Source organism: Acidovorax sp. BLS4 (assembly GCF_032929295.1).
GTDB lineage: Bacteria > Pseudomonadota > Gammaproteobacteria > Burkholderiales > Burkholderiaceae_C > Paracidovorax.
Map to the genome: position 1 here is coordinate 4,536,970 of NZ_CP136797.1, position 11,944 is coordinate 4,548,913.

The 11,944-nt window shown below is 68.3% G+C and carries 11 protein-coding genes; 6 read left to right on the forward strand and 5 right to left on the reverse strand.

Translation table 11 applies throughout. The features are described from left to right. Nucleotides 1-7 precede the first annotated feature (7 nt). Together R1Z03_RS20940 and R1Z03_RS20945 are read left to right on the forward strand one after the other, a co-directional pair. Nucleotides 8-1,330, forward strand: a complete 1,323-nt coding sequence (locus R1Z03_RS20940; protein ID WP_284429079.1) for an RsmB/NOP family class I SAM-dependent RNA methyltransferase — start codon at nt 8-10, stop codon at nt 1,328-1,330. Between the two features lie 137 nt (nt 1,331-1,467). Next, nucleotides 1,468-2,682: a fatty acid desaturase gene (locus R1Z03_RS20945; RefSeq protein ID WP_317354733.1), complete on the forward strand. Its 1,215-nt coding sequence runs from the start codon at nt 1,468-1,470 to the stop codon at nt 2,680-2,682. 64 nt (nt 2,683-2,746) lie between these two features. On the opposite strand, the gene R1Z03_RS20950 is transcribed toward R1Z03_RS20945, so the two are convergent. Beyond that, nucleotides 2,747-3,163, reverse strand: coding sequence for a hypothetical protein (locus tag R1Z03_RS20950; protein ID WP_317354736.1), 417 nt, complete (start codon nt 3,161-3,163; stop codon nt 2,747-2,749). 221 nt (nt 3,164-3,384) lie between these two features. Here R1Z03_RS20950 and R1Z03_RS20955 point away from each other — a divergent pair, with 221 nt between their 5' ends. After that, on the forward strand, nt 3,385-4,890 hold the full coding sequence (locus R1Z03_RS20955; protein WP_317354739.1) for a PLP-dependent aminotransferase family protein: 1,506 nt from the start codon (nt 3,385-3,387) through the stop codon (nt 4,888-4,890). Nucleotides 4,891-5,013: 123 nt separating this feature from the next. Here the strand turns inward: R1Z03_RS20955 and rpmG are convergent, their stop codons facing one another. The 3 genes from rpmG to trxB all read right to left on the reverse strand — a co-directional run bounded on the left by rpmG (nt 5,014) and on the right by trxB (nt 6,582). Further along, complete coding sequence (gene rpmG / locus R1Z03_RS20960; protein WP_008904999.1) at nt 5,014-5,184, reverse strand: 50S ribosomal protein L33; 171 nt, start codon at nt 5,182-5,184, stop codon at nt 5,014-5,016. 11 nt (nt 5,185-5,195) lie between these two features. Next, on the reverse strand, nt 5,196-5,429 hold the full coding sequence (gene rpmB, locus R1Z03_RS20965; RefSeq protein WP_087496789.1) for a 50S ribosomal protein L28: 234 nt from the start codon (nt 5,427-5,429) through the stop codon (nt 5,196-5,198). Between the two features lie 193 nt (nt 5,430-5,622). After that, the gene (trxB, locus tag R1Z03_RS20970; RefSeq protein ID WP_272564625.1) at nt 5,623-6,582 is read right to left on the reverse strand and encodes a thioredoxin-disulfide reductase; all 960 of its coding nucleotides are present in this window, start codon (nt 6,580-6,582) and stop codon (nt 5,623-5,625) included. Nucleotides 6,583-6,807: 225 nt separating this feature from the next. Between trxB and R1Z03_RS20975 the strand changes: the two genes are divergently transcribed. Beyond that, nucleotides 6,808-9,150 (forward strand): DNA translocase FtsK, encoded by a 2,343-nt coding sequence (locus R1Z03_RS20975; protein ID WP_284429075.1) that lies wholly within the window; start codon nt 6,808-6,810, stop codon nt 9,148-9,150. 49 nt (nt 9,151-9,199) lie between these two features. Next, nucleotides 9,200-9,832, forward strand: a complete 633-nt coding sequence (gene lolA, locus R1Z03_RS20980) for an outer membrane lipoprotein chaperone LolA (protein WP_272564623.1) — start codon at nt 9,200-9,202, stop codon at nt 9,830-9,832. 110 nt (nt 9,833-9,942) lie between these two features. Here the strand turns inward: lolA and R1Z03_RS20985 are convergent, their stop codons facing one another. Next, nucleotides 9,943-10,299 (reverse strand): DUF1304 domain-containing protein, encoded by a 357-nt coding sequence (locus R1Z03_RS20985; protein ID WP_272564622.1) that lies wholly within the window; start codon nt 10,297-10,299, stop codon nt 9,943-9,945. Between the two features lie 259 nt (nt 10,300-10,558). Here R1Z03_RS20985 and R1Z03_RS20990 point away from each other — a divergent pair, with 259 nt between their 5' ends. Beyond that, nucleotides 10,559-11,863 (forward strand): replication-associated recombination protein A, encoded by a 1,305-nt coding sequence (locus tag R1Z03_RS20990; protein WP_317354771.1) that lies wholly within the window; start codon nt 10,559-10,561, stop codon nt 11,861-11,863. The last annotated feature ends 81 nt before the right edge of the window (nt 11,864-11,944 follow it).

Consider the following 11,944-nt stretch of genomic DNA (forward strand, 5'->3'; position numbering starts at 1 on the left):
TCGGGCGATGCACCCCAAAGCCCTTCTGGACGCCTGCGCTGAACTCGTCAGGCTGACCTTGACCCTCGAACACCCCGCCGACGCGGTGGTGTCCCGTTTTTTCCGTGACAACCGCTCCCTCGGCCCGCGCGAGCGCGCCACCCTTGCCGAGACCGCCTACACGGTGCTGCGCAAGAAGCTGCTGTTCGAGCAGCTCGCCCGTTCGGGCAGCGGCCCCAAGGAGCGGCGCCTGGCCATCCTGGGCTTCGCGCACAGCCAGGACGAGCAGGCCCGCCGCGCAGGCGCAGGCAATGCCTCCGGTGCGCGCGACTTCCTGCGTGGCGCGCTGAACGATCAGGAAAAGAACTGGCTCGACCAGTGCGATGCCGTGCCGGCGGACGACCTCATGGACCGCCACCGCCACAACCTGCCCGAGTGGCTGGTGGCCCCGCTCAAGAGCCAGCTGGGCGATGGCTTCTGGCCCCTGGTGGACAGCCTCTCGCAGAGCGCGCCGCTCGATCTGCGTGTGAACGCGCTGCAGGAAAAGCGGGCCGATGTGCAAAAGGAACTGGCCAAGGCCGGCATTCCGGCCCAGCCCACCCCGTATTCCCCCTGGGGCCTGCGCGTGGACGGCAAGCCCGCGCTCACCAAGCTCGATGCCTTCACGCGCGGCGCCGTCGAGGTGCAGGACGAAGGCTCGCAGTTGCTCGCGCTGCTGCTCGATGCCAAGCGCGGCGAGATGGTGGTCGACTTTTGTGCGGGTGCCGGCGGCAAGACGCTGGCCATCGGCGCGGCCATGCGCAACACCGGGCGCCTCTATGCCTTCGACGTGTCGGCCCACCGGCTCGACGCGCTCAAGCCCCGGCTGGCCCGCAGCGGCCTGTCGAACGTGCACCCCGCCGCCATCGCGCACGAGCGCGACGATCGCATCAAGCGCCTGGCCGGCAAGATCGACCGCGTGCTGGTGGATGCGCCGTGCTCCGGCCTGGGCACGCTGCGCCGCAACCCCGACCTGAAGTGGCGCCAGAGCCCCCAGGCGGTGCAGGAACTGGTGGCCAAGCAGACGGCCATCCTCGCCAGCGCCGCGCGCCTGCTCAAGCCGGGTGGCCGGCTGGTGTACGCCACCTGCAGCGTGCTGCCCGAGGAGAACGAGGCCATCGCGGAGGCCTTCGGTGCTGCGCACCCCGACTTCGTGCCGGCCGATGCAGGCGAGCTGCTCACCCAGCTCAAGGTGGAGCAGGCCGGCGCGCTGTGCAGCGGCGGGGAATCGGGCACTGGTTATCTGCGCCTTTGGCCCCATTTGCACCAGACCGACGGTTTTTTTGCCGCCGTGTGGACGCGCAAGCCCTGAAAGCCCTGCCGCACGCCCCCGCAAGACAACGGCGGTGTTGCGGGTATGCGCGGCATTGTGCCTGCATCGCCCCTTAAAATCATTCAGTTGCCCTGAACGGGCCGCGATTTCATCTTGTTCGCTAGCGAAGGCTCCCTATGCTGTTACCCGACTGGGCTGTTCTGAACGCCGCCATCGACTGGCTGGGCCACGGCCTGTGGAACCTGTCGTGGTGGCAGGTGGTGCTGTACACGCTGTTCACCACGCACATCACCATCGCGGCGGTGACCATCTTTTTGCACCGCGCGCAGGCGCACCGCTCGGTGGAGCTGGGCCCGGTGCCCTCGCACTTCTTCCGCTTCTGGCTGTGGCTGGGCACCGGCATGGTGACCCGCGAGTGGGTGGCCATCCACCGCAAGCACCACGCCAAGTGCGAGACCGAGGAAGATCCCCACAGCCCGCAGACCCGGGGCCTGGACACCGTGATGTGGCGCGGCGCCGAGCTGTACCGTGCCGAGGCGAACAATGCCGAGACGGTGCGCAAGTTCGGCCACGGCACGCCCGACGACTGGGTGGAGCGCAACGTGTACAGCCGGTTCGCCTGGCAGGGCGTGGGCCTCATGCTCATCATCAACCTGGTGCTGTTCGGCGGCCTGGGCGCCACGGTGTGGGCCGTGCAGATGCTGTGGATTCCCTTCTGGGCGGCCGGCGTGGTCAATGGCATCGGCCACTTCTGGGGCTACCGCAACTTCGAGGCGCAGGACGCCAGCACCAACCTCGTGCCCTGGGGCGTGGTGATCGGCGGCGAAGAACTGCACAACAACCACCACACCTATCCGACCGCGGCCAAGTTCTCGGTCAAGCCCTATGAATTCGACATCGGCTGGATGTACATCTCCCTGATGCGCGCCGTCGGCTGGGCCACCGTCAAGAAGGTGCCGCCCAAGCTGCGCCTGGGCGCCGTGAAGCCGGTGGCCGACGAGCACACGCTGGAGGCGCTGATCGCCAACCGCTACGAAGTGATGGCCGGCTACGCCCGTGGCGTGCGCCAGGCCTGCCGCGAGGAGCTGGTGGCACTCAAGGCCCGCAAGGCCGACGTCTCCGTGCTGCGCGCCGCCCGCCGCTGGGCCCACCGCGATGCCGAGAAGGTGCCCGCCCGCGCCAAGCCGCACCTGGCCCAGGCCCGCGCTGCCCATCCGGTGCTCGACAAGATGATGACCATGCGCGAAGAGCTGCGCCAGCTGTGGCTGAACACGTCGCAGTCGCGCGAGCAGCTCACGGCCGACCTGCAGGCCTGGTGCCACCGCGCCGAGGAAAGCGGCGTGGCGGCCCTGCGCGAGTTTTCGCTGCGGCTGCGCGCGGCGCAGGTCTGACCCTCAGGGACTGCCGGGTCGGCAACGCTTCGGCGTCCCAGGGCCGACCCGTGTCGGCTGCGGCTCAGTGCGCTGCGCCGACCTCGCCGGACGCCCGCGCTCCGCTGGCTGCGGCAGCATGCCACCGGGCCTTCATCCATCCCCAGGCCTGCGCCAGGGCGCCGGGCTGCGGCACCGCTTCGATCAAGACAGCGCGCACCGGCCAGCGGCCCGGGTTGCCCAGGCGCACCCAGGTGGTGGGCGCACCGCTGTCCTGGGTGAGCGCCTGCCCGGCCACCAGCGTCTGCTGGCCCCCATGCAGCACCTGCCCGCAGACCAGCGGGCCGAATCCCAGGGCGATGTCGCCCTCCAGCGCCCGGAGCGTGCTGGCGGGGGGCAGGCAGGCCAGCACGTGCTGCCCCGGCGCGATGTCCAGAACAAGGCGCAGGGCAGGGGGGGCGGCGGTGGTGGCAGTGGCGGTCGGGCGGGTGGCTTGCGTCATGGCGGACTCCTTCGGATGAGGGCTCCAGCGTAAGAAAAGCCGGCCTTTTGGGGCAGGTACAAGCGCCGCTGGTGGCAGGTAGAACAGCCGCGATCGGCAGGGGGCTGTTATGGTTCGCCATGTTCCATCCTGTATCTGTTCCGGTGCGCGGTGCCGGGGCATGATGGGATTCCCGCTTGCCGCGCGCGGGGCCTGGCGCGCGGGTTCTTCCGATGCCTGCCATGTCCCGCCCTGCCGATCCCCGAGAGACCACCCCCCTGTACCGCCAGCTGGCGGCCCTGTACGAGCAGGCGATCGCCGCCGGCAGTTTGCAGCCGGGCATGCGCATGCCGTCGGTGCGCGAGCTGTGCCAGCGCCACCAGGTGAGCCTGACGACCGCGCTGCAGGTGCTGCGGCACCTCGAATCCCAGGGCAGCGTGGAGGCCCGCGAGCGCGTGGGCTACTTCGTGCGCGAGCCCGGCGGCATGGCGCTGCCCGGCGCGCGCGAGCCCGAGTTGCTGGAGCCGCTGCCGGACGACCCGAGCGTGTTCGCCGGCATCAACGAGCGCATCTCTATGTTCCTGGAAAAGGCGCGCCGCGCCGGCCGGGTGCCGCTGGACCTGGGCAGCGCCATGCCGGCGCCCAGCCTGTTCGATGCCCGGGCGCTGAACCGGCTGGCGCAAAGCCTGCTGCGCGAGCAGCCCGACATCCTCGTCTACGGGCCCTCGGCGCCCACCACCCACGTGGAGTTCCAGCAGGCGATGGCCCGCCATGCGCTCACGTTCGGAGTGTGCCTGGCACCCTCCGACATCGGTGCCACCCATGGCAATTCGGAGGCGGTCACGCTGGCGCTGGATGCCATCGCCGAGCCGGGCGACGTGATCGCGGTGGAGTCGCCGACGTTCTTCGGCATCCTGCAGGCCATCCAGGTGCGCGGCCTGAAGGCGCTGGAGATTCCCTGCAGCCCGCACACCGGCATTTCGCTGGAGGCGCTGGAACTGGCGGCGCGCAACGAGCCGCGCTTGAAGGGCGTGGTGGTGGTGCCCCACCTGCAGATGCCGCAGGGCAGCGTGATGCCCGATGCGCACAAGGAACGCCTGGTGGCGCTGTGCGTGGAATACGGGCTGGCACTCGTCGAGGACGACATCTACCGCGAGTTCGTCGAGTCGCCCCGCGCACTGCGGCCGGCCAAGGCCTGGGACAAGGTGGGCGATGCCGGGCAGGTGATCTATTGCGCCTCGCTCAGCAAGAGCTTCGCGCCCGGCCTGCGCCAGGGCTGGATGAGCGCCGGGCGCTGGCAGGCCCGGGTGCAGATGCTCAAGTTCGCCCGCACGCGCAACATGCAGACCTGGTCCCAGTTGCTGGCCGCGCGCAGCGTGGACTCACCAGCGTACGAGCGCCACATGCGCCGCATGCGCACCCAGTTGCGTGTGCAGCGGGAGCATTCGGCGCGCGCGGTGGCGCGGTATTTTCCGGTGGGCACGCGCCTGAGTTTGCCGCCGGGCGGGATCAGCCTGTGGCTGGAGTTGCCCCCCGACATTTCCACTACGCGCCTGTACGACCAGGCCCTGCAGTGCGGCATCCGCATCGCGCCGGGCCCGATGTTCTCCAACACCGGGCGCTACGAGAACTTCCTGCGCCTGAGCTGCGGCATGCCGTTCACGCCCGAGGTGGAGGAGGCCTACCGCACGCTGGGCACGCTCATGGCCCAGCAGCGCGCCGAGCCGGCCCTGCGCCGCGCGGCCTGACGCGCCCGCTGCCGGGGCAGGCGCCGATAAGCAACACACCGGCCAGCGAACATGCACGGCGCAGGCGGGCATAAAAAAACCGCCCGGGGTGCCGGGCGGTTTTTGAAGGGGCCTGAGGCTGAATTACTTCAGCTTCATTTCCTTGTATTCGACGTGCTTGCGAGCTTTTGGATCAAATTTCATGATCAGCATCTTCTCGGGCATCGTCTTCTTGTTCTTGGTGGTGGTGTAGAAGTGGCCGGTACCCGCAGTGGATTCCAGCTTGATCTTGTCGCGTCCGCCTTTGCTTGCCATGGTGCTTCTCCTTAAGCTTGGCCACGTGCACGCAGGTCTGCGAGCACGGAGTCAATACCGTTCTTGTCGATCAAACGCAGGCCGGCGTTGGAGATGCGCAGGCGCACCCAGCGGTTTTCGCTCTCGACCCAGAAACGGCGGTATTGCAGGTTCGGCAGGAACCGGCGCTTGGTTTTGTTGTTGGCGTGGGAAACATTGTTCCCGACCATCGGGCCCTTGCCCGTGACTTCACATACGCGTGCCATGAGGACACTCCAATGTTTTCAACGGCCTTCGAGCGGGTGCCCTGCGGATCGCCAGCGAAGAACGCTTTGGATCGCAAGGCCTGCCGTCGGCCTCACCTCGCCAGTTCAGGGTGGCGGTAACCCGATTGCCGTGTCCAGGATGGCGCAAAGCCCGCCCAATTTCAGCAAAGCCGCGGATTATAGCCCGCTTTGTTCAGATGACGCCATCCTGCTCGAGAAAGCGCTGCGCATCCAGCGCGGCCATGCAGCCCGTGCCCGCACTGGTGATGGCCTGGCGGTACACATGGTCCTGCACATCGCCTGCGGCGAAGATGCCCGGCACGCTGGTCTGCGTGGCGAAGCCCTTGAGGCCGCCCTGCGTGACGATGTAGCCGTTCTCCATGGTCAACTGGCCTTCGAAGATGGCGGTGTTGGGCGAGTGGCCGATGGCGATGAAGCAGCCCTGCAGCGCGATGTCCTCGGTGCGGCCGTCCACCGTGCTCTTGACGCGGATGCCCGTCACGCCGCCGTCGTTGCCCAGCACCTCGTCCAGCGTGTGGAACAACTTCAATTCGATCTTGCCGGCCGCCACCTTTTCGTTGAGCTTGTCCACCAGGATGGGCTCGGCCTTGAACCGGTCGCGGCGGTGCACCAGCGTGACCTTGCGGGCGATGTTGGACAGGTACAGCGCCTCTTCCACGGCGGTGTTGCCGCCGCCGACCACGCACACGTCCTGCTCGCGGTAGAAGAAGCCGTCGCAGGTGGCGCAGCCCGACACGCCGCGGCCCATGAAGGCCTCCTCGGACGGCAGGCCCAGGTACTTGGCCGAGGCGCCGGTCGCCAGGATGAGCGCGTCGCAGGTGTAGGTGCCGCTGTCGCCCTTGAGCGTGAACGGCCGCTGGCTGAAGTCCACCTGGTTGATGTGATCGAACACGATCTGCGTCTTGAAGCGCTCGGCATGCTCCAGGAAGCGCTGCATCAGGTCGGGGCCCTGCACGCCGTGCACGTCCGCCGGCCAGTTGTCCACTTCCGTCGTGGTCATCAGCTGGCCGCCCTGGGCGATGCCCGTGATGAGCACAGGGCTCAGGTTGGCGCGCGCTGCGTACACGGCGGCGGTGTAGCCGGCGGGGCCGGAGCCGAGGATCAGGACTTTGGCGTGTTGCGTGTTGGACATGGAAGGAAGGTAAATGTTTGTATGCGCCCGCGGCCGGGCTGGATGGGCAGATGGGACCGCAGCCGCGGAGTATCAACCCGCCGCCACCGGTGGATGGCGCCGCTTTTTCAATCGCGCCCATTGTAAGAAGCGATGAAAAGCCGGGCGCTCCACCGGGGCGCTCGGCGCCGCGACCGGCGCAAAAACCGCGCAATGCGCATGGGGTAAGCTTGGCCGCGCACGTTTATGACCTACTCCCTCAATACCCTCAATGCCTCCGCAGGCAAGTCGCCGCCCCGCAGCGGGGCCGCACGTTTCGGCCACGAGATCAGCCTGGTGCTCGGTCTCGTGGCCCTGGTTTTCTGGCTGCTGGCGTTGGCGACCTATTCGGGGCAGGACGCCGCCTGGTCCACCTCGGGCGTGGGCGACGGCCGGCTGATGGCCAACTGGGCCGGCCGCTTCGGTGCCTGGCTGGCCGACAGCAGCTATTTCGCGCTGGGCTTTTCGGTCTGGTGGTGCGTGGCCGCGGCGGTGCGGGCCTGGCTGTCTTCCCTGGCGCGCTGGATGCGGGGCGGCGAAGACGCCGGCGCCAATGCGCACAGCCCGATGGTGCGGCGCGCGATGTTCTGGGGCGGCCTCATCGTGTTGATGGCGGCCAGCACCGGGCTGGAGTGGTCGCGTCTGTACCGGCTGGAGTCCCTGCTGCCCGGCCATGCGGGCGGTGCGATCGGCTATCTCACCGGGCCTGCGGGCGTGAAGTGGCTGGGGTTCACCGGCTCGGGCCTGGTGGGCGTGATCCTGGTGGTGCTGGGCGCGGCGCTGGTGTTCCGCTTCTCCTGGGGCCACGTGGCCGAGCGGCTGGGCGGGCGCATCGATGCGCTGGTGCAGCTGGGCCGGGCCAAGCGCGAGAAGGCCAAGGACGTGGCCGTGGGCAAGCGCGCCGCGCGCGAACGCGAAGAAGTGGTGCTGGAGGAGCGCCACGAGGTCGAGCAGCACCATCCGCAGCCGGTGCAGATCATCGAGCCGGTGCTGTCCGACGTGCCCCAGAGCGCCCGCGTGGTGAAGGAACGCCAAAAGCCCCTGTTCACCGACATGCCCGACAGCCGCCTGCCGCAGGTCGATCTGCTGGACGGCCCGCCCGCGCAGCGCCAGGAGACGGTCTCTCCTGAAACCCTGGAGATGACCAGCCGCCTCATTGAGAAGAAGCTCAAGGATTTCGGCGTGGAAGTGCGCGTGGTTGCCGCCATGCCGGGCCCGGTCATCACCCGCTACGAGATCGAGCCCGCCACCGGCGTGAAAGGCTCGCAGATCGTGGGCCTGGCCAAGGACCTGGCGCGCTCGCTGTCGCTGGTCTCCATCCGCGTGATCGAGACGATCCCAGGCAAGAACTTCATGGCGCTGGAGCTGCCCAACGCCAAGCGGCAGTCGATCCGGCTGTCCGAGATCCTCGGCTCGCACGTCTACCACGAGGGCAAGAGCATGCTCACCATGGGTCTGGGCAAGGACATCGTGGGCAACCCCGTGGTGGCCGACCTGGCCAAGATGCCGCACGTGCTGGTGGCCGGCACCACCGGCTCGGGCAAGTCGGTGGGGATCAACGCCATGATCCTCTCGCTGCTCTACAAGGCCGAGGCGCGCGATGTGCGCCTGCTGATGATCGACCCCAAGATGCTGGAAATGTCGGTGTACGAAGGCATTCCGCACCTGCTGGCGCCCGTGGTCACCGACATGAAGCAGGCCGCCCACGGCCTGAACTGGTGCGTGGCCGAGATGGAGCGCCGCTACAAGCTCATGAGCAAGCTGGGCGTGCGCAACCTGGCCGGCTACAACGTGAAGATCGACGAGGCCAAGGCGCGCGAGGAGTTCATCTACAACCCGTTCAGCCTCACGCCCGAAGAGCCCGAGCCGCTGCAGCGCCTGCCGCACATCGTGGTGGTGATCGACGAGCTGGCCGACCTGATGATGGTGGTGGGCAAGAAGATCGAAGAGCTGATCGCCCGCCTGGCGCAAAAGGCGCGCGCGGCGGGCATCCACCTCATCCTGGCCACGCAGCGCCCCAGCGTGGACGTGATTACCGGGCTGATCAAGGCCAACATTCCGACGCGCATCGCCTTCCAGGTGAGCAGCAAGATCGACAGCCGCACCATCCTCGACCAGATGGGCGCCGAGGCCCTCCTGGGCATGGGCGACATGCTCTACATGGCCAGCGGCACCGGCCTGCCGGTGCGCGTGCACGGCGCCTTCGTGTCCGATGAGGAGGTGCACCGCGTGGTGAGCTACCTCAAGAGCCAGGGCGAGCCCGACTACATCGAGGGCGTGCTGGAGGGCGGCACGGTCGATGGCGACGACGGCCCGCTGGGCGACGGGGACGGAGGCAGCGGCGAGAAGGACCCCATGTACGACCAGGCCGTGGAAGTGGTGCTCAAGGACCGCAAGGCCAGCATTTCGTATGTGCAGCGCAAGCTGCGCATCGGCTACAACCGCTCCGCCCGCCTGCTCGAAGACATGGAGAAGGCGGGCCTCGTGAGCGGCCTCACCACCAGCGGCCAGCGCGAAGTGCTGGTGCCTGCCCGCGGCGGCGGCGAATGAGCCGGCGGCCCTGGAAAAGCCGGCACCCGGCCTCAGATACCGAGAATCCATGAAAAAAATCATCCTCACCGCCCTGATCGCGGCCGCTGCCCAGTGCGCCAGCGCCGACGGCCTCAAAAGCCTCGAGTCCTTCATGAAGGGTGCGGCCGCCGGCCGTGCCGATTTCACGCAGACCGTCACCGCCCCCCCGAAGGACGGCGAGGCGGCGCGGACCAAGACGTCCAGCGGCACCTTCGAATTCCAGCGCCCCGGGCGTTTTCGCTTCACCTACCAAAAGCCCTTCGAGCAGACCATCGTGGCCGACGGCAAGACGCTGTGGCTCTACGACGCCGACCTGAATCAGGTCACCCAGCGCGCGCAGGCCCAGGCCCTGGGCACCACGCCGGCAGCGCTGCTGGCCTCGGCGCCCGACCTGCAGGCGCTGCGCGCCGACTTCGCTCTGGAGTCGCAGCCCGAGCAGGACGGACTGCAGTGGGTGCTGGCTACGCCGAAGGCCAAGGACGGGCAGCTCAAGAGCGTGCGCGTGGGCTTCCAGGGCGAACGGCTCGCAGCGCTCGACATCCTGGACAGCTTCGGCCAGCGCTCGGCCATCCGCTTCACCAACGTGCAGTCGAGCGCCTCGCTGCCGGCCTCGACGTTCGACTTCAAGCCGCCAGCGGGCGCGGACGTGGTCAAGCAGTGACCGGTTAAAAGTCTTTTTGCTATCGTATTTGTAGCGTAATGCCCTAGTACTAATTGCGCTGGCGGCCATTTTGATACATGGCATGTGCCCTGGCGCCGCAGCGCGCCGGATCAGGCCAGCAGCACCAGGGCCAAGCCCACGGCGGCCGGAATGGCCTGGATGAACAGGATCTTGCGGGACGCCGTGGCAGCGCCGAACACGCCGGCCACCAGCACGCACAGCAGGAAGAACACCTTCACGCCCAGGCCAGCCCCGCCCAGCCACAGGCCCCAGAACAGGCCCGCCGCGAGGAAGCCGTTGTAGAGCCCCTGGTTGGCCGCCAGCACCTTGGTGGCGGCGGCCCGTTCCGCGCTCTGCCCGAAGGCGCGCAGGCCAGCGGGCTTGTCCCACAGGAACATCTCCAGCACCAGGATGTAGACGTGGAGCAGGGCGATCAGGGCGACGACGGCATTGGCGGCGATGGACATGGGGGATCTCCTCCTTGGGTTTTCGAATCGAAACGGGCGCCGCGGCATTGTGCGGGAAATTCCCGCAGGCCCAGGGGGGCGAAGCGCCCCGCAGAGGGACGGAGAATAATCGGGCGTCGCAGGGCCGTGCCGCCTGCCTACCTGCCTGCCGAGCGTCCTCCCGCGTCACCCGGTGCCTGGCCCGTTGGCGTTGGCCCTGGGTCTTTTGCTCCCTCCGCGTTCATTTATTCACTGAGCCTACCCATTGACCCCCACGCCCATGGCCGATCTCTTTTCCTCCGCCCCCACCGCGCCGCTCGCGGAGGCCCTGCGCCCGGCCAGCCTGGACGAGGTCATCGGCCAGTCGCACCTGATCGGTGCAGGCCGGCCGCTGCGGCTGGCGTTCGAGTCGGGCAAGCCGCATTCGATGATCCTCTGGGGCCCGCCCGGCGTGGGCAAGACCACGCTGGCGCGGCTCACGGCGAGCGCGTTCGGCTACGAGTTCATCGCCCTGTCGGCGGTGTTCTCGGGCGTGAAGGAAATCCGCGCCTCGATGGAGCAGGCCGAACACAACCTGGCGCTGGGCAAGAAGACCATCCTGTTCGTGGACGAGATCCACCGCTTCAACAAGAGCCAGCAGGACGGCCTGCTGCCGTTCGTGGAGTCGGGCCTGGTGACCTTCGTGGGCGCGACCACCGAGAACCCGTCGTTCGAGGTCAATTCGGCGCTGCTCTCGCGTGCCCAGGTGTATGTGCTGCAGGTGCTGACCGACGACGAGTTGAAGCAGCTCGTGCGCCGGGCGCAGGACAAGGTGCTCACCCACCTGCAGCTGGACGACGCGGCGGTGGACACGCTCGTGGGCTATGCCGACGGTGATGCGCGGCGCCTGCTCAACCTGGTCGAGCAGACCGACACCGCCGCGCGCGCCGCCGGGGTGCAGCAGGTGGACGCCGCTTTCCTGGAAAGCGCGCTCACCCTCAACGCGCGCCGCTTCGACAAGGGCGGCGACAACTTCTACGACCAGATCTCGGCGCTGCACAAATCCGTGCGCGGATCGCACCCCGACGCGGCGCTGTACTGGCTCAGCCGCATGCTGGATGGGGGAGCGGATGCGAAATACCTCGCGCGCCGCATCGTGCGCATGGCCTGGGAGGACATCGGCCTGGCCGATCCGCGCGCCATGCAGATCGCCAACGACGCGGCGCTCACCTACGAGCGCCTGGGCTCGCCCGAGGGCGAACTGGCGCTGGCCCAGGCCGTGATCTACCTGGCCGTGGCGCCCAAGAGCAACGCCGGCTACATGGCCTACAACCAGGCCAAGGCGTTCATCAAGAAGGACAAGTCGCGCGAGGTGCCCAACCACCTGCGCAACGCGCCCACCAAGCTGATGAAGGAGCTGGGCCACGGCAAGGCCTACCGCTACGCCCACGACGAGCCCGGCGGCTACGCGGCGGGCGAGACCTACCTGCCCGAGGACATGCCCGAGCCCCGCTGGTACCAGCCGGTGCCCCGCGGGCTGGAGGCCAAGATCGCCGACAAGCTGGCCCAGTTGCGCCAGCTGGACCAGGACGCGGCCAAGGATTGAGGGGGAAGGGGAGGGCGCTGCGAGGCTGCGCCCCCCCGGTCCCTCACCGGGCAGCATCTCCGCCCGGCCCACCGGCCGCCC

Excerpts from the sequence above, each read along its gene's own strand:
- R1Z03_RS20945 (WP_317354733.1), top strand. The coding sequence starts at position 1,468 with ATGCTGTTACCCGACTGGGCTGTTCTGAACGCCGCCATCGACTGGCTG.
- R1Z03_RS20975 (WP_284429075.1), top strand. The coding sequence starts at position 6,808 with ATGACCTACTCCCTCAATACCCTCAATGCCTCCGCAGGCAAGTCGCCG.
- lolA (WP_272564623.1), top strand. The coding sequence starts at position 9,200 with ATGAAAAAAATCATCCTCACCGCCCTGATCGCGGCCGCTGCCCAGTGC.
- R1Z03_RS20990 (WP_317354771.1), top strand. The coding sequence starts at position 10,559 with ATGGCCGATCTCTTTTCCTCCGCCCCCACCGCGCCGCTCGCGGAGGCC.
- R1Z03_RS20950 (WP_317354736.1), bottom strand. The coding sequence starts at position 3,163 with ATGACGCAAGCCACCCGCCCGACCGCCACTGCCACCACCGCCGCCCCC.
- rpmG (WP_008904999.1), bottom strand. The coding sequence starts at position 5,184 with ATGGCAAGCAAAGGCGGACGCGACAAGATCAAGCTGGAATCCACTGCG.
- rpmB (WP_087496789.1), bottom strand. The coding sequence starts at position 5,429 with ATGGCACGCGTATGTGAAGTCACGGGCAAGGGCCCGATGGTCGGGAAC.
- R1Z03_RS20955 (WP_317354739.1), top strand. The coding sequence starts at position 3,385 with ATGTCCCGCCCTGCCGATCCCCGAGAGACCACCCCCCTGTACCGCCAG.
- trxB (WP_272564625.1), bottom strand. The coding sequence starts at position 6,582 with ATGTCCAACACGCAACACGCCAAAGTCCTGATCCTCGGCTCCGGCCCC.
- R1Z03_RS20940 (WP_284429079.1), top strand. The coding sequence starts at position 8 with ATGCACCCCAAAGCCCTTCTGGACGCCTGCGCTGAACTCGTCAGGCTG.
- R1Z03_RS20985 (WP_272564622.1), bottom strand. The coding sequence starts at position 10,299 with ATGTCCATCGCCGCCAATGCCGTCGTCGCCCTGATCGCCCTGCTCCAC.